Below are 25,067 nucleotides of genomic sequence, written 5' to 3' on the forward strand. Positions count from 1 at the left end.
AAGGCTTGAGTAATAATTGTCACAAATTAGATAAATTAATGATATGGCAAAAGCAGGGCTGCGCTGTGAGGCTTCAGGAAGTCACAGTTTGATCCCTGCTCTGTAGCACTTTTAGCTAAGTGTAAAGGTGCCTTGCATAATGGCGAAATGACCCGGGAAAGAACAGAAGAACTTGTAGCTGTCACCTTGCTTTAACTGCTCAGTAGAGAAGGTCACTGTGGTTTGCTCGCCACCGCCAATCACCTTTGATACGGCTAAAACGCGACTGTCGTTTGGCTTTACATAGCTATTATTTGCACCTGCCGACATACCATCGGTTGCAACGGCTTGAACATCTGCTGCTTTGCTCAACACCCAGTTGTGGCCCATGGTGGTGGCTGGCAGTTTGCCCGTATGCTTTAACGTGACTGAAATTTCTTTACAGCTAGATGGCGCACTGAGTGATTTTTTAGAAAACTGCATCATGTCGTTGGCTTCGATGCTGAGTTCACATTCGTTTGCCGATGCAGTATGAGAAAACAGAAAGACACCTAGGCTAAGCAAAGTGATGGAAAGAGAGGTTTTCATATTTAACTCCTTAATTAAAAATCATTCTCATTATTATCTTTGCCGGGATGAATGTAAATGGATGCAGATCAATAAAACGGTTCTTTGCGTGAAGTGACTGAAATTAAAGAGTGAAAAGCAAAATGAAAGCTCAACAGGCCCAGATATTCAGGGCATCAATGCAATGGAAAGCCGTCAAGCAGCCAAAACAAGAGGGTAGTTCTTTTAAAACCATTGTCTTATGGCTGATGTCGTTGGTGTAATCATGATCAGTCAAGACATCAGCTAATCCGACTTATTGCTAATTTGTTTATGAAGCAGTGATAGTGCAGTTATCCACCCTGCGCACCTTTTGCAGTGCCGAAAAGAGCCTAGCTTTGTCGTTTGCAAAGAGCTGTTCGGTGTTTATTATTTGGTTAAACAAGCCTGCCTGTTCATCCGTGAGGTTACCGTGCTTGGCAAGATGCTGGGTCAGTGTTTCAAGAATGGCTGCACCAAGCTGATTTAATGTGCTTCTTAGCTGATCCAAATTGGCGTCTTCGTTTGGTACGCCTTCAGCTAGCCATTGTGCCCGGTATCTGTATTGAATCGCCTTTGCAGCATCCATTTGTGCTTGGAAAAACGCCTCAACGCTTGCACTATCCAGACATTGCTGGCGGGCTTGCTCTAGCGCTTTTGAGAGCACAGTGGCCTCACGGGATAAGTCTTCAATTGGCCTGTGTTGTTGTGCTTTAAACAGTGCTACAGGCTGCATCTGAGCAAGGCGTTGGTTGATATGTGAGAATAACTCCTCAGCAGAGTCTGTTCGCGTTTTGACCAATGTATTTGCCTTTTCAACGACCTGCGCCAGCGCGCTGCGAGCTTCATCTTCGCTTATCGGCTGAGATCGTTTTTCCATTTTCATCAGACCAAACAGCGTACGGTTATCCGCGTTATCCTGAACGCTTACTTCGCGCAGTGTCAGCTCTGGGTAAACCACTTTAAGTGCGCAGCTACCTACGGCAACGGTGTTTTGGTCAAATTGTCCATTTGCAAGTAAGCGAGCCGCTTCGTTGGTGCCTTTGGGTACGGGCTTGGTTTGTACCTGATGAGCATTGAGCCAATGACCAATTTGGTTCAGGGCTGCCGGGTGGGATGCTGCATGCGTAATTTTAGCTGTCTTGTTCAATCCAAAAACACACATTTCGATGGGCATATGCACAGCGGCACTCAGCTCCGTTACCTTGTAGTTACGCATCGCATTGACAATGGCTGGGACCAGTTGTCCTTCAATAGTGGAGTTGGCCAGCGCGCTAAAGGCCCAGCTCTGCGCTTGTGCGGCATTGGCATAAGTATGCTCCGGGGTGCCCGAGTAAAAACGCTCATACTCCTGCGACTGGCGGTTGGCGAGTAGGTCAAGTGCGGCATGATTAAAACTCCCCGGCCCGGCTTGTATATAAACAGACTCGGCCTGAGTTGTCAGCGTAAACAGCAGCGCGGATAACACCAGTAAGCGAAACATAAATGACAATTTCAAGGGCTTTTCCAAAGGTTCTACAGGCAAAAAACGCATCCTAACAGAACCTCTACGCGCTGTCCTGCAAGCGGAGTGATCTATTGATAACTCACAGCGTACTTTATGTGCCTGCTTAATCGCCTTTTAGCATCAATAAGTGCTTTTGTTGTTACCGCCAGCCAGACGCTTATGAAACGAAAAAAGAATCATACCAAGCACGTTAAAAAGCGGATGAAACTGTGTCAGTGACAGGGCGGGAACGGCGGCCTATGCTTGAAATGACTGCAATTAAAGGGTGATTTCAAAGATGAAAAAATACTGGCTGCTGCCATTGTTGTTTACTCCACTATTTGTCAATGCGGCGACATCTTCTACCGTAACATTGGCTTCCGATTATTTATTTAACGGCGTGAGTCAAACTAAGGAAGACGAAGCGCTGCAAGTTAGTCTCGATTGGTTTGGAAAAAGTGGTTGGTATGCTGGAGGCTGGGTATCTCAAGTAGATTTTGGCGATGGTACGGATTTAGAAGGAGATCTGTATGGTGGCTACAAATTTACGCTAACTGAAAAATTAAAGCTTGATGTTGGTCTCTCGCAATATACCTATCATGGTGATGATGTGAGTGCTGATTACAACTATGCAGAAGCCTTTGCAAAGTTTAATTATGGCCAGACAAATTTAGACTTTTGGTATGCATGGGATTACTTTGGAACAGGGGCTGCTCACGGGATAGTGATGCTCACGCATAGTATCCCAATTACAGATCGGTGGTTACTGACGCTCGGGGTTGATCATTCAATGAGCTTTGATAGTGATAAATACGAATGGGAGTCGGGTGATGATGACTATACCCACTGGCATCTAACTGGAACTTACTCGATTAGTACTTGGTCTTTTTCATTGGGTTATGAAAGCAATGACATTGATTCTTATGCAGATTCTACATTTGTGGCGTCAATTTCAAAAACATTTAACTTCTAAATTTACCTTTTATTAACTTTTGTGTTGATTTTAGTTGCGAATTGTACTTTTATATAGCTATATGATTGATGCTCCATAACTTTTTATAGGAGTAAGCAATTGATGAGGTAAATAGTGATAAAAGCTATGGAGTCGCAATGATGAAGGATACGATAAAACTAACAGCACTCTCTTTGGCGGTATTTTCTCGGTTTAGCTTTTCAAGCCCGCTAGAATTTGCCGGTGGTGCAGACATGTCTAAGTTAGTCGAGGCAGAGCACATATTGCCAAATCTTAATGACTACACAACAAACCTTGTGACCGTAAAAGGGGTGGTCACTCATGTTTGCAGAAAATTAGGTTGCTGGATGACGCTACGAGTAGCAAATGGCCTAGACGTAAATATCGAAGTTGAGCAAGGCGATATGGTGTTTCCGCTTGCTGCGATTGGCCGTGAAGCCCATGTGACGGGGCGCTTCGAAGCGCTAAACCAGCGCGCATTGGTTTGCGTGAGTAAAGCAGGCGATGAAACGGCACTTATGCGCTTGGGATTTAATCCAACGGCTGTAACCATTTCGCATTTAGTACAGCAGATAAAACACAGCTAGACTCCCAAACGTGGTGACATAGAGGTTTTTAAAGCGAAACGCCAGTATTACCGCAACCGTTGCGGCGACCAAATAGGGGTTGCTTGGCGTGATGGCAAGTTGCTTGTTCTGAATGAATACAATGGGTACCCAAATGGCAGTCAGTACGCAAGGGGCGCTAAAACTTAAAAAGCGTTGTAGTTTAGGGCCGATAGTAAAAGGCAGTTGTTTTGCCAAAAATAAATACCGAGTTGCAAACGTGACGCAAGCCATGGCTAAAATAGTGGTGATCATACACGCTCCTTTTTACTTTGTAGCACATATCCTACCGACATTCCGAGCAGCGCTGAGGCGATTAAACCAAATTCAAAATGGATCAGTTTGAACACTAAGATAGTTACGGCCGACGTTAAACAGGCGCATAACACGGGTAATGCGTTAATACTCGGGACCACTAAAGCAATAAATATTGCCGCAATCGCGAAGTCTAAGCCAAGGTTGGTCAAGTCAGGTAAAAACTGACCTGCGACAATACCAATGAGCGTCCACAGATTCCATGCAACATAAAAGCTACCACCAGCGATGAGCGCATACACGAGCCGAAGTTTGCCTTGATAGGCACGGTGGTGATGGGAAAACGCAAATAATTCGTCAGTGAGAAAAAACGCAATGGGGCCACGCCATTTAAGGGGCTTATCTATCATTTTATTGCGGATAGCAAGGCCATAGAGTAAATGTCTCGCGCTAATAATAAAGGTAGTCGCAAGCAAGGTGATAAGCGCGGTGTCTTTGGCAATAAGCTCTATTGCCACTAACTGCGCCGAGCCTGCAAAAACTAATAACGACATTAACTGTGCTTCGAGCGGCGTAAAGCCATTTTGCACGGCAAGGGAGCCACACAATATTCCCCAAGGAAGCACGGCGAGATTTAATGGCAACATATCCCAAAAGCCTTTGCATACTGCGACTTTCATATTAACAAGCCTTGCTATATTGACTGGGAGTGATCCCCATATTCTTTTTAAAATGACGGTTGAAATGGCTTTGGTCATAAAAGCCTACACTTAATGCTGCATGGGAAACACTTTTGCCACTGCGCAGTAATGCCTTGGCATGATTAAGCCGGTGTTGTATTTGAAAGGCATGGGGAGTGAGGCCGGTGTGGGCCTTAAACACACGAATAAAGTAAAAGGGACTCATGCCGACAAGGCTCGCTAAGGAGTCGAGTGATACATCTTCAAATAAATTATCCAAAAGAAAATGGCGTGCAGTGGTAATTCGTTGCTTCACCGACGGGATCTTTGTATCGAATGTGACTTTGCCTTGCTTATTGCTTAAATAAGATAGCAGAGTAATAAGCTGAGACTGCTTTTCAAGCACGCTGGTATCACATTCTAAGACGTTAAAAGTGGTGTTCATGAGTGCCGCAAGCGCTCGGTCGTGTACCACTGCATCATGGAAAAAAGGAGCCATTGCCTTGCCATCACCAAGAAACTGATTAAATAGTTCAGGCGTTGGGTAGAGTGAGCGGTACGAAGACTTATCTTTTGACGCCTTTCTGCAGTCGTGCACCTGCTCTGCATTAATCAAAATGACACTATGCTGACTAGCTAAGTGTTCACCGCCACTGCGGTAGAATCGCTGTGCACCACTATCCACTAAGGCAAGCGTATAGCCGCTGTGGCTATGTCTACCAAAGTCTTCCTGCTTATCAATGTTGTGTAGTACTTCTAGGCCACCGAGTTCACGATGAAAACTAAACTTTGAGTGTTGCATAATTCTCTCCCCCATTGATGAAAAGCGTATCTGTCTTCACTCAAAAAGTCTTGTACAAAATTGCACAATGCCACAAACAATAACCGGGTTAACAACGCCTAATGCCAAGTTTCTTTTTTAAGCACGTTAACAAGGCGGTGATTGATTAAGCATTGGCCATCGATTACTTTAAGCTCGTCTTCATACACACCGTTAAATACGGTGATTGGGGTATCTGATTGAGATTTTGGCTGCTGATAAAGAACAAAGTAGCTTTTAGCACTAAACTTATTTGCCTCGATAGGTTGAATATCGGCACTGGTTATCATGTGCATACTTTTTGTTGTTTTTATGGCTTGTTGCTGCCTTATTGTTATTTCTTCAGCACCAGTAATATTGATATTGAGTGCTGGGATACTAAATGTTGCATCCTGTGTAAAAACACTTTGGTATGCTTGTGCTGAACCCGAATCTCGATATTTTATGTAATTGTGTAGTGTCGCTTCACAGAGGCGCTGGTTACTGCTTAGGTTGGTGGTCATGCAACCACTCATAACACCTGCCGCTGCAACTAAAAGGAAATATGATTTCATAGCGTGACCCTAATTTTTTGCTAATAATCTCAGTGAATTTAACCGTATTGTCAACCAAGCTAAAGCGTATGATGTATCTTGACGTAACGATTGCGTAAACATGTAAAGCCCCTTTACGGCTTTTTCTGCTGCGGTTTTATTAGATGCTACTGATCTGTTAAGTGTGTATTTATACCATGCAGATTTTCACCTTATGACAATTTAATATTGACGAATAAATTAACTTAGTTTACTTTTGTGAAAGCGCTTACATTTTGCGTGTGTTTTTTTAACTTCATTTGTAAGCGCTTACATTTGTTGCTAGGAACGCGCTGAGTAGTCTTCCAGCGTATAGCTAAATAATCTGCTCTGAGAAACGATGAGTTAATCGACGGCTTATCTAAGCCTCAGGTTAAATAATAAAGTTCTTAGCATTCAACCATTTGACAACGACGTTTTGCATCGGGGTAACTGATGAAAATTGCAGCAAGAAAATTAACAAGGCTATGCACCGCAATCTCTGTGGCTATCATAGCGGGATGTGGCGGAAGCGCCGAGACAGAAACTAATTATAAATCCGTTGATACCACAGCGCCGGTTTCAGACTGGACGCTAGTGTGGAGCGATGAATTTGATAGCGATGCGATAGACACATCTAAGTGGACGCACGAGGTAAATTGCGACGGCGGTGGCAACAATGAAAAACAGTGTTACACCGACAGTGAACAGAACGCGTTTATTGCCGATGGCATGCTGAATATTGTCGCTACCCCTGCGCAAGCAGGCGCACAACTGCCGTATACCTCGGCAAGATTGAACACCAAATATAAAGCTGACTTTAAGTATGGCAGATTCGAAATGCGGGCCAAGCTACCAAGCGGGCAAGGCAGTTGGCCCGCGTTTTGGATGTTGCCTACGGATGAGGTTTACGGTGGCTGGCCCAAGTCTGGTGAAATAGACATTATGGAAGCGGTAAATCTCAAGGTCGCTAGTGAAGATGGCTCGGTTGAATCTAACGTGCATGGCACGCTTCATTACGGCCGTGATTGGCCTAATAATGTTCACACCGGTAAAGCATACGCCATACCTGATGGTGTAAATCCAGCCGATGACTTCCATACCTATGCTGTGGAGTGGCAAGAGGGTGAGATCCGTTGGTACGTTGATGGTTATCTCTATGCCACGCAACGTCAATCGGAGGTTCGTTACAACTCAAAGCAAGAAGCGGTTGGTTTAAAACACCGTGGATGGTTTGCTGAATACTACGAGCAAGGCTCAGGCGAGCTGGTTACTCATTGGGATAGTGCGCCTTTTGATCAACAGTTTCACCTTATCTTAAACCTTGCCGTTGGCGGTGATTGGCCTGAAAACGTTAATAATAAAGGTATCGACTCGGACGCCTTTGTGAACGGACAATCGTTTGTGGTTGACTATGTCAGAGTGTATGAATGCGGCTCTAACCCTGAAACGGGCAAAGGATGTGAAACGGTGCGTCCAGGCTACGACGACCTTGAGGATGCGTTAGTCGAAGGCGAAGCACCTATTCCGTCGCCACCTTCTTCGGGTACCGCTAAAAACCTAACCATCTTTGATGATAATTTTAATGTTAACTGGCCAGCTTGGGATTGTTGTGGTGGCTCTACGCCTGCATTGGTTGCAGACGAAAGCCGTGGCAATGTTGTTGAGTTTATGGTCGGTGAGACGCCAACCGTAAATGGCTTTACCAGCCGTGCCGAATTTATCACAGATCCAAGCGGTAAAGCCTCGCCATTTGATGCAACGAGTATGCTAGAATCGGGCTATATTCGGTTCGATATGCAAGTGACACAAATGCCTTCAGAACCAAGCGCAGCATGGAAATTTAAAGTTGAAAGCCAAGGTGCTTCTAGCGCTGCTGAACTCGATCTTTTTGCAAGCGTTGAAGGACAATCACCAGCCGCAGGCTCGTGGCAAACTTATACCTTCCCACTACAGCAGTTGGCTGATGCAGGACTTGATGTATCAGCTATTGATGTCGTGATGATCTTCCCAGCATGGGGTGCCGGAAACGGTGCTATCTATCGTGTTGATAAGGTTGAGATTGCACAGGATACAAACTTACCTTCGTTGACCTTATTTGAAAATGCCATTAACGCTGAGTGGCCGCTTTGGGATTGTTGTGGTGGCTCGATACCGACTGAAGTCTCTGACGATGCGACGCATGGTATTGTTGCTGAATTTACGATTGGTGACACACCAACGGTAATGGGGTTTTCGTCTCGAACAGAAGTGGGCGGAGCTGGAAAGCCGTTTGATGCAACTGCAATTTTAGCAGGTGGCGTAGTACAGTTTGAGATGAAAGTCATGAGCTTACCGTCAACGCCTGATGCCCCTTGGCTACTTAAAATTGAGTCTGACAATGCCGCGAGTGCGGTTGAGCTACCACTATCTGAATCACAAGAAGGTGCAGCGCCACAGGCCGGTGAATGGCAAACCTATACTTTCTCAATTGAAGCTTTGGCTCAGGCTGGTCTTGATCCAAGTGCAATTGATGTGGTGATGATTTTCCCAGCTTGGGGCTCAGGTAGCGGTGCGGTTTATCGTGTTGATAACGCAAAAATCTTTCATCCTGACGGTGACAAGGCGAGTGGCGGTCTAAGCTTATTCAAAGATCAAGCTGCTGAGCAGTGGTCAATTTGGGATTGCTGTGGTGGCTCTACACCCACAATAGAAGTAGACGAAGATGCAGCCCATGGTCAAGTTGCGCAATTTGTTATTGGTGCAACCCCAACCGTGATGGGGTTCTTAGCGGATGACGATGTCTATTATGATGCTTCCCATTTACTAGAAACTGGCGTAGTTAAGTTTGATATGAAGGTGACTTCAGCACCTGCAAATATTGACGCTCAATGGCTGTTTAAAATTGAGTCAAATGATGCTAGTGCGGCGGTAGAGCTTGCTCTAAACCAAAGCGCTGAAGGTCAAGCTCCAGAAGTTGGCAAATGGCAAACGTATACGTTTCCACTTCAAGCTTTGTACGATGCAGGACTCGATATTAGTGCCATTGATGTCTTGATGGTATTCCCCAGCTGGGGAATGGGTGAAGGCGCCGTTTACCGCATAGACAATGTTGAAATCATCAGTCAATAAGCCAGTGTGGATCGCCAATAGTGCTTTGAACTCGGTGATCCAGCAGCAAGAATAGAATCGCAGGGCAGTCATGAATAACAAACAATTCAATAAAAGTAAGCTTGCCGTTCAGTTGTCGCTAGCAATAGCGATGAATGCGGGTATGGTCAGCATAGCTCAAGCAGAAGAGCAACAAACAGCCGAAAAAGTCGAAGTGATCGAAGTGAAAGGGATCCGCGGAAGTTTGATCCGTTCAATGGATTTAAAGCGCTCCGCATCGGGGGTTATGGATGCCATTTCGGCAGAGGAAATGGGGAAATTTCCAGATACCAACTTAGCCGAGTCTTTACAGCGGATCACCGGTGTTTCGGTCAGCCGCGCCAACGGTGAAGGCAGCCAAATTACCGTACGTGGTTTTGGGCCTGATTTTAACTTGGTGACATTAAATGGTCGTCAAATGCCGGGCACAGGTAATACTCGTTCGTATAACTTGGAAAACCTAGCCGCAGAAGGCGTGAGTGCGCTTGAGGTATATAAAACCGGACGTGCTGATGTACCAAGTGGCGGTTTAGGGGCTTTGGTCAACATTGTCACGGGTAAGCCACTACAACGCCCAGGGCAACACTTTAGCGCAACAGTAAAGGCGATTGTTGATACCTCTAACGAAGCGGGAGATGATGTTACACCTGAGGTTTCCGCGGTTTATAGTAATACTTTTGCCGATGAAACCTTTGGTTTTGGATTTTCCTTCTCCCATCAGCAACGTGATTTTCAAAAGCAGCAAGCCAATATTCAAGGCTGGCAGGCCAATGTTGATCTACCTGATTTAGACCCATCTAAAATCATTGATGGCCGTGCTGAAGATGCCGAGGGTAATAAAGTCGGAAATTACTTTTTTCCAAAAGACATGAACTACGGCATCGAAGATCTAGAGCGAGAAAGAACGAACGGTCAAGTTACCTTTCAATATGCACCAACTAACGGTTTTGTTGCCACCTTAGATTATACGGCAAGCCTTGCCGTAACTGGCTCTAATACGGTGGGGTGGGGTATTTGGAATGAGTTTGGCGGTAATATTAACGCCTATGAGTTAGATGCAAATGGCACCGCGGTTTATGCCGATATTGGTGGTAATGATGCGTCGTTTACTGCTAATAGGAATACGACGGAAGTCGAGGCGCGTTCACTTGGCTTAAATCTGGACTGGCAAATTAACGATAATTGGCATGTAGAGCTTGATTATCACGACTCGAAAAACGAAACCGATAATGGCGCAGATAAAGGCTTGGGTAGTGATGGTCAAATCATCTTAGGCTCAGATCAGTTACTCACTAAGATTTATGACTATCGGCAGGGCGAAGTGCCACATGCAAATGTGCTTTGGAAAAATGGCACGAATGAACTCATGGCAAGTGAAATTGATTCTAACTTTAGCCAATTTATCCATTCTCCCGGAGAGGCGACAGTCGAGCAGTTACAACTTGATGCCACTTGGTTTAACGACAGTTTTGATATTGGCCTAGTCAGTGTGCAGTTTGGTGCAGCTCGCACTGAACAGTCAACTGGGGGATATGAAGCGTGGAGTGGTTTGCGAGGAGGACCGGGTTTTAACCCTTCGTTTAAAGAAATTTTCCCAGATAGCATGTTTACGCGCCATGAAACTGGCGATTTGCTAGACCAATTCGCTGGTGGTGGCAGTGACCTACAGCCGGGGTATTACTATACCTATGACTTTGATGAAGCTATTGCAAGGCAGCTTGCGTATCTTACAGAAGATGTGATCGGTGCTGACTACTACTCGGCGGATGCCTATTTTGATGGCATAGATAGCCAAAGTCGAGTTGATGAAACCACTGACAGCATCTACTTGCAATCCAAATGGGAGTTTGAATTTTCTGACTACTTTGTGCAGATCAATGCAGGCCTGCGCTATGAACAAACGGATGTGACAAGTGTGGTGCGTCAGCGTGTGGAAACGCAAGTGAATTGGGACAGTCCATCTGAATGGATTATGCAATACGCTGCAGGCGGTGATGACAATTTCTTAACGCAGGAAGGGGATTACGACATTCTATTACCGATGATCGATGTGCGTTTTGATATCACCGAAGATTTAATTGCACGAGCGTCTTGGGGCAAAACAATGTCGCGTGCGCCGCTTAGTAATCTCGCTGGTGGCAGAAGTTTGTCAGGCAGCCCAAAACCGGGAGCAAGAACTGGCTCTCGAGGCAATACAAATCTATTACCGTTTGAGTCGACAAACCTAGATTTTTCACTTGAATATTATTACAACGAAGGAAGTTACGCGTCACTTGGCTACTTCAAAAAAGAGGTCGATAACTTTATTCAAACCACAATCACGCAAACCACCATTGAAGGTCTTTACGATATTTACAATGGTCCAAGGTATAAACAAGCGATTGCAGATATTGAAGCCCGTGGAGAGCAGGCAACCAGTGATGCCATTTTTGCGCAAATGCTCGCCAATGGTCACGGTAATGCCGATGGTAAAATTGAACCAAGCAGTGACGATCCATTGATGGTATGGAACATCAGCCAGCCACAAAATACCGATAGTAAATCGGTTGATGGTTTTGAAGTGGCGGTACAGCACTTATTTGGTGAAACGGGTTTTGGCCTTGGTGTTAACGCAACTTTTGTTGATGGCGATGTTGAATTCGATAGTGAAAGCCTAGTGCAGCAAGCACCGCTGACGGGGTTGAGTGACTCGGCTAACTTCCAAGCATTTTACGAAAAAGACGGGTTATCGGTGAAGTTAACCTACGCATGGCGTGACGCTTATCTTATCGGGGTAGGTCAAGCGCAAGGCTCGGCAGATGCACCACCGCAATATGCCAAGTCTTACGGTCAATGGGACGTTAGTGTGAATTACGATATTGATGAGCAGTTTACGGTGTTCTTTGAAGGTATAAACTTAAACAATGAAACCGAGCAAGGATATGGTCGTTATGAAGAGCAATTCTTATTTGCTCGTCAATACGGTCCAAGATACTCGGTTGGTGTGAGGTATACTTTTGAGTGATCTTTTTCGCATCAGTTCACTAGGGCCTGTTGACCTTTGCTGTTTGATTTTTGTTCTCCTGAGTGTGTTTTGATCGCGACGCTCGACTTGCCGCCTAGTAATCTAAGCAAAAGTTGAGCAACAATGAACAAAGCGCACTCAGGGGAACCCAAAGGGCAGCGCTTGATTGGCATTTCTACTGTGTTATCGCCTAACTTACATAGAATAACTATGCTACGCAGGCTCTGCCTTGTATAAATACCAATCAAACTGCTGCAAAAACAAACTTGAAAGATCAACAGGCCCTAATACCAATTTCACTTAATTAAGCAAATTGGCATAAAAATGCAGACCGATGAGTCTGCATTTTTTTGGCCCTAAACTACTTACTTCAGTAGGGGCGACTTTATGTCGCGCTCATTCAAGCGCATATTGCATAGGGAAATGATAAGGCTGAGTTCGAAGATGAATATCATTTATAAACTCAGTACGTAGCTCCAACCTATCGCATATTACTTTGTAAATTCATGATTTAGTGTGATGATGCAGTGAGTGTGAATCGGACATGTTTGCGGGGTTGATGTTTTGGACAATTATTTGCTGTTTGTAGGTGTCGCTTTGGCGACAATTTTATTACCAGGGCCTGCGGTTATGCTGACTATCAATAACTCAATTCAAAGAGGCTTTGCCAAGTCTTTAGCTGGTATTTGTGGTGTCGCGCTCGGGATTTTGATTGTCGCTGGGGTATCGGCATCAAGTTTAGGTGTGATCTTAGCCAGTTCCGTGTTGGCATTTACGGTCGTTAAATTTATTGGCGCTGCATATCTTTTCTATTTAGGCTACAAAATGTGGCGAACTAAAGGTGAGAGTAAATTAGGCAAGTCTATTGCTGCAAGTACGATGAAAAAGTGCTTTTTAGAAGGCTTTTTTGTTTCGATCACCAATCCTAAGGCTGTTATTTTCTTTATGTCTATCTTTCCGCAATTTATCAATGTGGAAAATGCCTTTATGCCGCAATTTATGTTGTTGGTTTTTACCTTTAGCCTGCTGGTGTTTATGGTGCATATTTCTTATGCGGTGTTTTCTGGCCTTGCTAAGACTAAATTGTCATCACCTAAGAGCATGACGATGATGAACAAAGTGAGCGGTGGCGTGTTTTTTGGGTTTGGCGCCGGTTTAGTTGCCGCCGGTAAGTAGTTTGAGTGGCTTAAAAATGTAAGCATACTCCCTTTTCCCGCGAGTAGTTTAAGGGAGCAAAGCTTGAATTCGGCATCGCTTAGCTCCGCACTGCAGCAGGCTTACTCGCCTTAGTGCGACTGGTTGGGCTACTTAGATTTGAATAAGCGCTTGAAGCACTCATTAAGCCAAAACAACCCAAAGTTGTTAATATGCCAATGACGACGTAAATAATAAAATCGATTACCATGATGTTGCTCATATCTAGTTCCTCTCCGTTGGTACAATGTGCATTAAATTCTGTGGGTTTCTATGTGTGATTCGACGACACGGAAACTCTGTGGGACCTCAAACTGAGGCATTAAGTTAAAAACAATCGCTGGGTACTTAAACTTTCTGTTTCTCGATGCGCTTGTAGGGCTTAAACAAGTGATATAAAGCGGCTCGCCATCCAAATTAAAATGAAAATTATTGCTGCAATCTGACGATTGAGAATGCGGCCCTCTCGGAGTGCTCTGCGAAACTAGGTTTTGCAATTCCTGCAGTTTACGCCAAACAGACTTATTAAAGTCGCTGTCATCTAAGTGTTGGCTCTGCTCAAAAACCGCCACAAACGCGGCACTTTTCATGTTGTCAAAATCTACCTTTTCGACAAAAGAATAGAGGCTCGTTATCAAACTAAAGTTGTTGTGTCTTGAGGTGAGATCGCCAAAACCTAAAACCTCAACATGGTTAAATGCTAATTCGGCTCTATTACCACCACAAATGCATGGAAATTGCTGCTTGTTCACGAAATCAATAAAACTATCTTGCAGCTCGGGTTGTGGTGTCATGTTTTATGCTCCTAATGTTGTTATTTGCGCTAGTTGGTTTTGGTGGTTTCCAATGCTGAATGGCGAAATGCATCTACATTGTTTATCTATCACTATGTAAGCAAGGCTCGAACCACAAATTTAAATCTTTAAGTTATTGAATTTAATTGATTTTTAATCTTCGTGTTTTAATGGGGTAAATTTTTCACGTTTTATTCAGGTAAGAAGTACACGGTTGTAAAAATTGGTAACGGTGGGTTTTTCGCTCCGGGCAAGGTTTACCCAGATTGGTTGTTATTGTCCGAGTAAAGGTAAGTTTTTGAGGTTTTTATAGTCCATTGCAATGGCGATACAGCGGTAGAGTAGCGCGGCTGGCATGTCTTCTTCCAGTTTAAGGACTATCGCTCGGTTTCCTTCAAACTGTAACTCGTCGGAAAATAGTACTCTAAATGTATCAACTAGCTTCGTTTGACAGTGAAAATAAAGGTGATAGTTAGTAGGTGTTTTGGCTTTCCAAGCCATACGGAAAGGACTACCCGATTTAACATTAAAGCTTAACTCTCCCCACTTTATTGCCTCAATCACTGCGCCAAAGTTTTGCTCACTGGCAACCTGCATAACGAGGCTTCGCAGTGCCCTGATTTTTGCTTGTGCAGCAGGTGGATAGGTACTAATCACTTGTTCGGCTATGTTTGACACTCTGGCTCTTCCTTGGTGTTAGCTCATTTAGCTCATAAAGTAGAGTATTAAATTGAGCAGGTGAGGGCAAGTGTGCTCTTGGTGTGACTTTTTAAATCGCTTGTTTGTGCCCTGTAAAAAGAATAAACGAGCGCATCAGACAATTGGCTTACCTTAGATCTCTTAAATTCTAGTCCACATTAAAGTTGCTTCATTAGACACTAAAAAACGATGTGAACACAGCCTCGTGCCCACATCGTGTTAAGGGGACTAATTGCAGCTTAGTGTTGGTGATGCTTCTGAAGAGATCTGTATCTCAGACAGCGTTACCTCTAGTATTCCAGCGGTTGAAAGTTCGAAAGGGACAACGGTTTTAGTGAAGTCCATGCCTTGGGTTGTAAAGCAATTGAGGTCAATGCTTAGTGATTGCCATTTGGCTAAAGGCATAGCTTGAAGTTGCTTAGCAATATCGACTTTTGCGGTGCATGAGCCGTTTGCGTCCGCTTCGCCTTCACAGCTCATCGCTACCCAAACCGGTTTATCTGGCGCTGCATCAACTTGTACTTTAAAGGTAAGAGCGCTGTCGGTTGGAATACTTGGGCTTATGTCTTCTCTAAAGTAGCTTTCACTAGCGAGTCTAAAGCCGCTGCGTCGACTACCGTCAAAAAGTAGCTGAATGGCATCTTCTTGTACTTCTCTGTCCGTTGTGCGGTAGCTAATACCACCAAGCGTATGGGTGTTGGCATTTATCAGTTGATTTTCGGCACTGCTGTATAAATGGCCTTGCCAAGGTTTATTGATTGATCTTACCAGCAAGTCTACACCGCTGGCGAGATTTGCCTGAGTTTGTATTTGCTCTGGTAAATTATCTGCTAGTACACTTTGGTCTGAATAACGTAAGCCAAAACCATAAGGTAAAAGCGGGTCGTAATTTTCATCTTGGTAATTTACGATTTGTGTCGGCGTTTTTGGCCAAGAGTAACTAAGCTTGCCAGTAAAATCATACTTAACTTGGCCATTTTTGTCGGCCAATAATACATCGCTTATCCCAATTCCCTCAGATCCCGGTAACCATGCCGCCACAAATGCATCGGATGCGTTGAGTTCGGGGTTTACCCACATTGGGCGACCACTGATAAACACCGCCACTGTAGGAATTCCAGCTTGTTTAAAGCGTTTGAGTAATGCGAGATCAGATTTATCAGACGGCTTGTATTCAAGTGTTGCTCTATCACCGTGGCCTTCTGCATAGGGATCTTCGCCAAATACCACAATGGCAACGTCAGGCTTATCTTCGAAATCACCGCGAGTATTTAATGTGACGGTGCCACCAGCCGCTTCTGCTTGCTGCTTTATACCATCATAAATAGAAGTAGCGCCCGGGAAGTCGGCATTGGTGTTGTTGGTACCTTGCCAGGTAATGCTCCATCCGCCCGATTGTTTGCCGATATTGTCGGCACCATCGCCTGCTAACAAAATATGTTGGTTCGGTTTAAGTGGTAATAGTTGATCTTTGTTTTTGAGTAAAACCAGTGACTCACGTACGGCTTGGCGCGCGACTTTACGGTGCGACTCTGCGCCAATGATTTCTGAGTTGCCAGCCAATGGACGATTTGCAGGACTTGGTTTTTCAAAAAGTCCCGCACGGAGTTTAACTCTTAAAATACGACTTACTGCATCATCAATGCGAGACTGCGCGATAGCGCCGCTTTTTGCTTGCGCTAGCGTATTGTTGTACAAGGCTTTCCAGTCGTTCGGGGCCATGACAATATCAATGCCGGCATTAATGGCCTCTGCACAGCTGTCGTTCGTACAGCCTTTTATTTGGCCGTGACCATTCCAATCGCTCACCACAAAACCATCAAAATTCATTCGCTCTTTGAGCACTTGGGTAAGCAAATAATGGCTGCCATGCACTTTTTCGCCATGCCAACTGTTAAACGATGCCATCACCGATTGTGCTCCGGCTTCAAGTCCGCCTACGTAGCCTTGAGCGTGAAGTGCAATTAATGCTTTTTCAGAGGCGATGTTGTCGCCTTGGTCGTCACCATCAACTGTGCCACCATCGCCGACAAAATGCTTTACCGTGCTGATCACGCGGTTCTTACCAAGAAAGTCCGCCTTAGGATCGCCCTGTAAGCCTTTAACAATAGCGCTGGAATACGCTTTTACGATGTCGGGATGCTCCGAGTATCCTTCATAGGTGCGTCCCCAGCGATCATCACGTACCACCGCGACCGTCGGGGCAAAGATCCAATCAATCCCGGTGGCTAACACTTCTTTTGCGGTAATATGGGCGATTTTCTCGATGAGATCGGGGTTATTTGCCGCGCCAAGGCCAATGTTATGTGGAAATAGCGTAGCGCCAATGACGTTATTGTGGCCATGAACCGCATCCGTTCCCCACATGGTAGGAATAGTGCTGCCATCTAGGCTATCGTCAATCGATGCTTGGTAAAGCGCTTCGGCAAGTTTGACCCAATCAGCAGGCGTTGCATGTTTGTTGTTGTAAGGAAATGCGCCACCACCATTGAGATATGAGCCGAATCCGTATTCTCGCATTTCTGCGACGGTAATATTTCGAATCTCAGGCTGGATCATCTGCGCAATTTTTTGCTCCAGAGTCATCTTAGCGAGTATCGACCGAACTCTTTCTTCTAGATTGTTATCGGTTTGGATAGCAGGCGTCAGCGCTGGCCAATTTTTCACTTGGCGAGCTGCATCAACACTGGTTTTATTTGGGCTTTCGCTACATCCGGTTAAGGTTGCGACAGCCATTGCAAGACTTAGCATGGTTATTTTCGTTTTCATGTCTTAATTACTCTTGAAACGCTGGGGAGTTGCGCCTGTTAATCCAAAGTAGGCGATGTAGATATAGCATAAAGCTGGCAGTAAGAATGATAGCTGCAGATTGATTCCGTCTGCTAGCATCCCTTGAAATAGCGGGATAACTGCACCGCCAACAATAGCAAGACAGAGAATACCAGAGCCTTGTGCCGTTTGTTTTCCAAGCCCATTCAACGATAAGCTAAAGATAGTCGGGAACATCACTGAGTTACAAAGCCCGACCGCCAAAATGCTCCAAAGGGCGAGCTGACCGCTGCTAATTACTGCGATAAGTACTAATGCAAATGCACAGGCTGCATTAAAGGCGAGCACGGTTCGACCCGATATTTTCTGCATGACTAGCGCGCCAATAAAGCGTCCGACCATGGCTCCACCCCAATAATATGCGATGAGCTTTGCGGCTTGGGCTTCGGTCATGTTGCCAATGTCCGGTTGATGTAAGAAGCTAACGAGTGTTGAGCCAATCGCCACTTCAGCCCCAACATAAACGAAAATACCGATTGCACCAAGCACCAAATGTTTATGCTGCCATGCCTTGATTTCACCTGTGGTGACTTCCTCAGTAGTACTACTTAGCTGGGGAAGTTTGATAAAGGCAAAGATCAAAGCCAATGACGCGAGCATGGCTGCTAACATTAAGTAAGGCAATTGGGTTGCGCTGGCATTGCCCACCTCAACTGTGCTTCCCTCACTGAAGATGAGCATGGCGCCAAAAAATGGGGCGACAGTCGTACCAAGAGAGTTAAAGGCTTGGGTCATGGTGAGTCGTGCAGGGGCAGTTTCGGGAGAGCCAAGTACACTAACAAACGGGTTAGCAGCAACTTGTAGCACTGTGATCCCTGCCGCTAGTACAAATAGCGCGAATAAAAACACGCCGTAGATACCACTTTCAGCCGCTGGGTAAAAAAGCACACAACCAACGCCTGCGGTAAGTAATCCAGTTACAATGCCTTTTTGATAGCCGATTTTTCCAACCAATTTGCCAGCTGGCACCGAAACAACAAAATAGGCACTAAAAAAGCAAAATTGGATCAGCATCGCTTGAGTGTAATTAAGCTCAAACGCGCCTTTGAGGTACGGAATTAAAATATCATTCAAGCAAGTAATGAAACCCCACATAAAAAATAGTGAGGTGAGGGCCCCCAAAGCAAATCGGTACTGACCAGTATGGCCCGTGGCGATTGCTGCTGAAACCTGTGGTTGAGACGGTACGCTCACGACAAACTCCTAGTTGATTTTTTTTGGTAAAGCGCTTACATTTATAAAAATGAAAGCGCTTACATTTTTAATGATGATTGCAGAAAGCGAACACGAATTCAAATAAAAAATGTTTTTGCCTTGCACTGTGACTAACACAACACGCTCGTACCTTGGCGTGAACACATAACTTGGAACGATTAACCATGAATAAAATTATCCTGCCAACACACTCGGCCATGTTGAAGGCAGACTATATTTTCGGCGTTGCGACTTCGTCATTTCAAATCGAAGGTGAGCGGCGTGGGCGTTGTGAGTCAATTTGGGATAGGTTTTGTGAACATGATGGCGCGATAAAGGATAGTAGTAACGGTGATATTGCCTGTGAGCATATATCTAGGTGGCAGCAAGATGTTGAACTCATAACCAGTTTGGGGGTTGACGCCTATCGCCTTTCTATTTCTTGGCCAAGAGTAATGAATGATGATGGCACGGTTAACGATGCAGGACTTTCATTTTACCAACAATTGGTCGATGCGTTGGTTGCTAAAGGCTTAAAAGTGTTTGTCACGCTATATCACTGGGACTTACCACAAGCGCTTGAGGATAAGGGCGGGTGGCTGAATCGAGAAACGGCTGTGGCGTTTGCACGGTATACCGAGGTGGTATGTAAAGCGCTTGGCGATAAAGTGTATGCGTACACCACGTTAAATGAACCATTTTGTAGTGCACATTTGGGGTATGAATTAGGTATTCATGCACCGGGCTTGCGCTCCCAAGCGGCGGGACGACAAGCAGCTCATCACCTGCTTCTTGCCCATGGTTTAGCGATGCAAGTGTTAAGAGCGCATTGCCCAAATAGCCTCCATGGAGTCGTGTTGAATTTTGCCAATGCGGATCCTGTGTCTACAGCGCATTGTGACGTGGAAGCGGCAAAAATCGCGGATGATTACTGTAATCACTGGTATATCAAGCCAATTCTTGAAGGGCAGTACCCAGATTTACTTGCCCAGCTCCCCAAAGACGTACAGCCAGATATTCTAGCTGGAGATTTAGAGATTATTGCTGCCCCCATTGATTATCTTGGCGTGAACTATTACACCCGAAATATTTATCAATCTGATGGTAATGGATGGTATGAACAAGTTGAGCCTAGTGCCGAAACGCTCACTACAATGGGCTGGGAAGTCGTGCCAGACTCATTTTGTGCATTGCTTCGGGAGTTACATGCTGAGTACCAGTTGCCACCACTTTATATCACAGAAAATGGTGCTGCCTTTGACGACAAAATGGAAAATGGCGAAGTATTAGACGTGCAAAGGCTGGCTTACTTCCAATCTCACCTGCTCGCGGTTAATCAAGCAATGGAGCAGGGCGTTGATATTCGTGGCTACTTTGCATGGAGTTTAATGGATAATTTCGAATGGGCAGAGGGGTATACGCAACGCTTTGGTATTGTGCACGTTGATTATCATACTCAGCAAAGAACTTTAAAGGCGAGTGCAAAAGCCTACCAAACGATGCTGTTTGAGCGTAAATCAAGTGTCTAAAACTATGCGCATTTTTAGCCAAAATTGGTATAGTGCGCAGATACAACTGATGGAATAAAAGTAATAGATATGGCAACGATTTACGAAGTCTCAAAAGCTGCAGGGGTATCATTAGCCACGGTGTCACGGGTGATGAATGGCAATGCAAAGGTGAGTGACAAAACCAAAGAGAAGGTGCTCGCGGCAATGTCAGAGTTAGGTTATAAACCTAACGCCATCGCGCAATCTTTGGCTTCTAACCGCAGTAACAGTGTGGGGCTTATGGTATCTGAGCTACACGGCTCTTTCTTTGGTGACATGATGAGCACCATAGAGAGTACGCTAAGAACTGCGGGTAAACATGCCATTATTGCTGCGGGCCACAGTGATGAAGAAAAGGAACAACAAGCCATCGAATTTTTATTGGATAGGCGCTGCGATGCCTTAATTGTGCATGCAGAAGCAGTCAGTGATGAATATCTCATTGAGCTTGCGGGACGAGATGTAGAACTGGTGCTAGTGAACCGCCACATTCCAGAGTTGGCAGAGCGCTGCTTTTATACTGACAACGAACTGGGTGGATACTTAGCGACTGAGGCGCTATTGCAGCGCGGACATCGAGATATAGCGTATATCAGTGGACCGTTATTTAAGCTTGACGCCAAAGCGCGTCTGGCTGGTCATCAAAAAGCCTTAGCTGAATACAATGTGTCATTTGATCCTAAGCTCTCATTTGAAGGCGGTTATCATGAAACCGATGGCATCGCGGGATTTAATCATTTAATGCAAACAGGGCAGCGCTTTAGTGCCTTGGTTTGCGCAAACGATGAGATGGCATCAGGTGCGATGACTGCGGCCAGAGAAGCTGGACTTGATGTCCCATCAGCGCTTTCCGTTGTAGGCTTTGACGATGTGTTATTTACCAAATATCTTTATCCAAAACTCACCACCATAGATAACCCCATTCGTAAAATGGGCAATGCGGCGGCGCGTTGGGTACTTAAGTATGTGTATAAAGAGAAGCACCAACCCGATGTAGAAAATCTCTACCCACCAACTTTAATCTTGCGCGATTCTATCGCCGTAAAAGCAGAGTAATAAGCGATGACCAGCTTGTCGATATCCAATGCATTAAAGTACACCTTAATTGTATCGTTAGGCGGGTTTATTTTTGGCTTTGATGCGTCGGTGATTTCGGGTGCAATTGGCTTTATCAGTGAGGCCTTTAAGCTCACCCCATGGCAGCAAGGGATAGTCGTGAGTGCACCTACCTTAGGAGGGTTGGTCGCAACACTTATTGCAGGACCGGTGGCAGACGCTATTGGCCGTAAGCAAACATTGCTGATGACCGCGTGTTTGTATTTTGTCTCCGCGATTGGCTCGGCTTTCGCAACTTCGTTTGAAGCATTGGTGATTGCGCGTTTCATTGGTGGAATGGCATTTTGTTCTTTGATGGTGGCGCCCATGTATATTGCTGAGATCAGCTTAGCGGATCAGCGCGGGCGTTTAGTATCGGTTAATCAGCTCAATATAGTCGTTGGCCTATTTATCTCCTATTTCACTAACTATTTCTTACTTCAGCTCAGTCATAGCGAAGCAATGTGGGTGTCTGGTTGGCAAATAGATACTCAAACATGGCGTTGGATGCTTGGTGTTGAGGCGCTGCCAGCACTGGCGTGGATTTTGTTGTTACTGTTATTGCCACGAAGCCCTCGGTGGTTATTGATGAAAGATCAGCAGCTAGAGGCTAAACGCACATTAACGCGATTATTTGGTAGCAACAATGCACAACAGCAACTTGATGCTATTCAAGCGGCGTTACCTAAACTGCAACTGAGTAGTTTGTCGCTTGCGCGCAAAATGGGCAGTTTGTTTAGTAAGCGACTTCGTGTCCCTCTGATGGTAGGGGTTGTGCTTGCCATCGCGCAGCAAGTCACCGGGATTAATGTGGTGTTTTTTTATGCCCCGACCATTTTTGAGCAAAGCGGTATTGGTACTGATGCTGCATTTATGCAAGCGATTTGGATTGGTCTGATCAATGTGGTTTTTACCATCGTTGCGCTATTGACCATAGATAAACTCGGACGGCGGCCATTGTTACTCATCGGGTTAACGGGCATTTGCTTTAGTATGGCGTTGTGTAGCTGGGGTTTTAAACAAGCAACTTATCAGCTAAATACAGCACATATTGCTGAAATTAAGACAGAAGTAGCCGATTTTCCTGCGCATGCATTAGCACCAATATTAGGCCAGACTTTCACCTCCGACGTTGCATTTAATGACGCGATAAAACAGCGTTTAACTGCAGATGAGTACCGGCAATACAAGTCAGTGATTTTCGCACACTGTATTAATATGCCAGCAAAACTGGTTCTGCTTGGGATTTCCCTTTTTGTCGCGTCGTTCGCGATGTCGCTGGGGCCAGTCATGTGGGTAATGTTTTCGGAGATATTTCCAAATGCAATTCGAGCCGTTGCGATTTCCGTTGTCGGTGTGATTAATAATGCCGCCAGTTTTACTGTACAACTAGTGTTTCCGTGGGAGCTTGAATATTTAGGGGCAAGCACCACCTTTTTATTGTACAGTCTGTTTTCATTGCTTTCGTTTGCGCTGGTATTTTTGTTTGTGGAAGAAACCAAAGGTAAGAGCTTGGAGCAGCTAAGCGAAAGTTTGGAAGCAAGAGCAGGTTAGCAAAACCCGCGATAAAATATTTTTTCATGTAATTTTTTTGTAAACGATTTTTCATGTTTGGGATTTATTATCTTTCTTGGACTAGTCCAGGAATTCACATTTAAAGGAAAGATAATGAAATTACCCGTGCTTAGCAGTGCATTACTTGCACTTTCATTTACCGCAAGTGCAGATGCACTTGAAAACAAAGTATTGCTTATTGGTATCGATGGCCTGCAATACGAAAAAATTGGTGCCAATAATACACCGAACTTTGATCGCCTATATCTAACTCAAGCTTACACTGGCGGGATCGCAAAAACACAAACACAGCAAAAAACCAAAAGTGGCCCAGGTTGGGCGACAATTTTAACTGGGGTTTGGGTGAATAAGCATCAAGTGCCGAGCAACGACTCAGGCCTAGCAAACAAAGCCTATCCCAGTCTTTATCGTTACATCGCAGAACATGATGCTAACGCCGATATCTCAAGTTTTAGTACTTGGGGACCTATTCATACGCAATTCTTCAGTGACGATGTTGCCTTGATGGACAGAAGATCGGAGGGAGGCAGCGACGACGATAATTTAAATAAAGCGCTGGCTACCTTAAACAGCGGCTCACCAGATTTTGTCTTTTTACATTTAGATGAACCGGACGCTGTGGGCCACAGCTTATGCTTTGGTTCTGCCTACAATAAATCGGTAGAAGATGCGGACAAGCGACTGGGTAAACTGCTCGACGCGGTTGAAGCAAGAGAGCAAAGCGGTGAGAACTGGTTGGTGATGGTCACCACTGATCATGGCCGTACACCGGTTGTTGGCTGTCATCACGGTGAGCAAACCGAGCCGGAAAAAACCATCTTTATGGCCACTAACAAAGTGTTGAATAAAGAATTTAGCTCAAAAGATGTTAATCCTGCTAATACCGACTTTTCTGGTTTATATGGCTATCCAGCACAAACAGCGATTGTACCGACGATTTTATCTTACATGGGCATTGAAACAAATGTGCAAGCGGGTTTTGAAAGCACGCCGATGTACGGTGACTTAGGGGTTCGTAAACTCAATTATGGTAATAAACTATTTACGTGGCTAAATGGTGCGAATGTACAAACGCGTGTTTATCGAAATGATCAACTGATTGAAACTTTGCCTGCGGGTGTTGCCCAGTGGCAAGACCCGCAGCCCGTATCTGGCATCAATAACTATAGCTTTGAGCAACAGGGTGTGCATGTTGGTTATCGAGTTACCGAGCTGAAACTCAGTGCGGCGCATCAGTGGCACAATACTAAAAGCTACTTTTTCTCTGAAGATGCACGCTACTGGCGTTACGATACTGTGTTAGATAAAACGGATGATGGCTATCCGGTATCGGTGACTAATGGCAACTGGCCGGGACTTGGGGATTATGCAGAACAAATTCGTGCAAGTTTTTATAAAGACAGTGGTACGGTGTACTACTTCCTATCGGATGGTCAATACCTAAGCTATGACGTACAGAGCGATAAGGTACGAGCAGGTTACCCTAAAACAATTGATAACAATACTTGGCCGGGACTTGCTGCCTACGCAAATAAAATAACCGCAACCCTTCGTTGGACGTCCGATAAGGTGTATTTCTTCCTAGATGATGGTCAATACTTACGCTATGACTTGGGAGATGACCGAGTGGACAGTGGGTATCCCAAAGCTGTCAACGATAATACTTGGCCGGGACTTGGTGCCTATGCGACAAAGATAAGTGCAGCATTAAAGTGGAACGACACGCGTGCCTATTTCTTCTTAGCTGACGGTCGCTATCTAAGATATAGCATTACTTTTGACAAAGTCGATGCGGGTTATCCTAAAGCCATTGATAACGGTACTTGGCCCGGGTTGCAGTAAACACTGCAAAAGTAACGGATCTTGAAGGGAGTGAACAACTCCCTTTTTCATCTTGCTTTTTACTTCAATCCGCGTTTTTCAGTTATACCAGTTGTATTAAGTAAATGATCTATCTTGAAGCGGGGAAATAGCTTTAGTAGCACCGCTCTCGCGTCCTGCTACCGCTAAGGTACCTATATCCATATAGGCAAGGCAAAAATTTTGATATTTAGTTGTTCTAAATGAGAA

General features: G+C 45.0%; 19 protein-coding genes. 9 read left to right on the forward strand and 10 right to left on the reverse strand.

From position 1 onward, the window contains the following. Positions 1-111: 111 nt before the first annotated feature. Together azu and aroQ are read right to left on the reverse strand one after the other, a co-directional pair. Positions 112-567, reverse strand: coding sequence for an azurin (gene azu, locus QSH61_RS18970; RefSeq protein WP_010607472.1), 456 nt, complete (start codon positions 565-567; stop codon positions 112-114). A gap of 289 nt (positions 568-856) precedes the next feature. Next, positions 857-2,062 (reverse strand): gamma subclass chorismate mutase AroQ, encoded by a 1,206-nt coding sequence (aroQ, locus tag QSH61_RS18975; protein WP_227387814.1) that lies wholly within the window; start codon positions 2,060-2,062, stop codon positions 857-859. 286 nt (positions 2,063-2,348) lie between these two features. On the opposite strand from aroQ, the gene QSH61_RS18980 reads away from it, so the two are divergent. Then, complete coding sequence (locus QSH61_RS18980) at positions 2,349-3,023, forward strand: TorF family putative porin (protein WP_206471134.1); 675 nt, start codon at positions 2,349-2,351, stop codon at positions 3,021-3,023. Between the two features lie 137 nt (positions 3,024-3,160). Next, on the forward strand, positions 3,161-3,610 hold the full coding sequence (locus QSH61_RS18985) for a DUF4920 domain-containing protein (protein WP_206471133.1): 450 nt from the start codon (positions 3,161-3,163) through the stop codon (positions 3,608-3,610). Here the strand turns inward: QSH61_RS18985 and QSH61_RS18990 are convergent. From QSH61_RS18990 to QSH61_RS19005, 4 genes are all read right to left on the reverse strand, one after another. Further along, positions 3,584-3,883: an AzlD domain-containing protein gene (locus QSH61_RS18990; protein WP_010607476.1), complete on the reverse strand. Its 300-nt coding sequence runs from the start codon at positions 3,881-3,883 to the stop codon at positions 3,584-3,586. The two genes, QSH61_RS18985 and QSH61_RS18990, sit on opposite strands and share 27 nt — an antisense overlap. Beyond that, positions 3,880-4,563, reverse strand: coding sequence for an AzlC family ABC transporter permease (locus QSH61_RS18995; RefSeq protein ID WP_010607477.1), 684 nt, complete (start codon positions 4,561-4,563; stop codon positions 3,880-3,882). Before QSH61_RS18995 ends, QSH61_RS18990 begins: the two co-directional genes overlap by 4 nt. 1 nt (position 4,564) lies before the next feature. Continuing rightward, entirely contained in the window at positions 4,565-5,365 is an 801-nt protein-coding gene (locus tag QSH61_RS19000) for an AraC family transcriptional regulator (RefSeq protein WP_193522171.1), read from the reverse strand. 98 nt (positions 5,366-5,463) lie between these two features. After that, positions 5,464-5,937, reverse strand: coding sequence for a nuclear transport factor 2 family protein (locus QSH61_RS19005; RefSeq protein ID WP_174170685.1), 474 nt, complete (start codon positions 5,935-5,937; stop codon positions 5,464-5,466). Positions 5,938-6,390: 453 nt separating this feature from the next. Here QSH61_RS19005 and QSH61_RS19010 point away from each other — a divergent pair, with 453 nt between their 5' ends. From QSH61_RS19010 to QSH61_RS19020, 3 genes are all read left to right on the forward strand, one after another. Beyond that, positions 6,391-9,045 (forward strand): glycoside hydrolase family 16 protein, encoded by a 2,655-nt coding sequence (locus tag QSH61_RS19010; RefSeq protein ID WP_206471132.1) that lies wholly within the window; start codon positions 6,391-6,393, stop codon positions 9,043-9,045. 70 nt (positions 9,046-9,115) lie between these two features. After that, complete coding sequence (locus QSH61_RS19015; protein ID WP_206471131.1) at positions 9,116-12,067, forward strand: TonB-dependent receptor; 2,952 nt, start codon at positions 9,116-9,118, stop codon at positions 12,065-12,067. Between the two features lie 597 nt (positions 12,068-12,664). Beyond that, a complete protein-coding gene (locus QSH61_RS19020; RefSeq protein ID WP_248298621.1) occupies positions 12,665-13,243 on the forward strand; it encodes a LysE family translocator in 579 nt (192 codons plus the stop codon). 272 nt (positions 13,244-13,515) lie between these two features. Here the strand turns inward: QSH61_RS19020 and QSH61_RS19025 are convergent, their stop codons facing one another. From QSH61_RS19025 to QSH61_RS19040, 4 genes are all read right to left on the reverse strand, one after another. Next, the gene (locus QSH61_RS19025) at positions 13,516-14,055 is read right to left on the reverse strand and encodes a YqcI/YcgG family protein (RefSeq protein ID WP_206471129.1); all 540 of its coding nucleotides are present in this window, start codon (positions 14,053-14,055) and stop codon (positions 13,516-13,518) included. 273 nt (positions 14,056-14,328) lie between these two features. After that, on the reverse strand, positions 14,329-14,733 hold the full coding sequence (locus QSH61_RS19030) for a DUF1801 domain-containing protein (protein WP_130165296.1): 405 nt from the start codon (positions 14,731-14,733) through the stop codon (positions 14,329-14,331). 249 nt (positions 14,734-14,982) lie between these two features. Then, entirely contained in the window at positions 14,983-17,523 is a 2,541-nt protein-coding gene (locus tag QSH61_RS19035; protein ID WP_206471128.1) for a glycoside hydrolase family 3 protein, read from the reverse strand. A gap of 3 nt (positions 17,524-17,526) precedes the next feature. Further along, positions 17,527-18,777: a sugar MFS transporter gene (locus QSH61_RS19040; RefSeq protein ID WP_206471127.1), complete on the reverse strand. Its 1,251-nt coding sequence runs from the start codon at positions 18,775-18,777 to the stop codon at positions 17,527-17,529. A gap of 185 nt (positions 18,778-18,962) precedes the next feature. On the opposite strand from QSH61_RS19040, the gene QSH61_RS19045 reads away from it, so the two are divergent. From QSH61_RS19045 to QSH61_RS19060, 4 genes are all read left to right on the forward strand, one after another. Further along, the gene (locus QSH61_RS19045; RefSeq protein ID WP_010607487.1) at positions 18,963-20,306 is read left to right on the forward strand and encodes a GH1 family beta-glucosidase; all 1,344 of its coding nucleotides are present in this window, start codon (positions 18,963-18,965) and stop codon (positions 20,304-20,306) included. 69 nt (positions 20,307-20,375) lie between these two features. Next, entirely contained in the window at positions 20,376-21,383 is a 1,008-nt protein-coding gene (locus QSH61_RS19050) for a LacI family DNA-binding transcriptional regulator (RefSeq protein WP_010607488.1), read from the forward strand. A gap of 6 nt (positions 21,384-21,389) precedes the next feature. Further along, positions 21,390-22,976 carry a sugar porter family MFS transporter gene (locus QSH61_RS19055; protein ID WP_206471126.1) on the forward strand — a complete coding sequence of 529 codons (1,587 nt, stop codon included), beginning with the start codon at positions 21,390-21,392 and terminating at the stop codon, positions 22,974-22,976. A 114-nt stretch (positions 22,977-23,090) separates the two neighbouring features. Further along, complete coding sequence (locus QSH61_RS19060; RefSeq protein ID WP_206471125.1) at positions 23,091-24,839, forward strand: hemopexin repeat-containing protein; 1,749 nt, start codon at positions 23,091-23,093, stop codon at positions 24,837-24,839. The last annotated feature ends 228 nt before the right edge of the window (positions 24,840-25,067 follow it).

The organism is Pseudoalteromonas sp. JC3, assembly GCF_030291895.1.
In the GTDB taxonomy this organism is placed as follows: domain Bacteria; phylum Pseudomonadota; class Gammaproteobacteria; order Enterobacterales; family Alteromonadaceae; genus Pseudoalteromonas.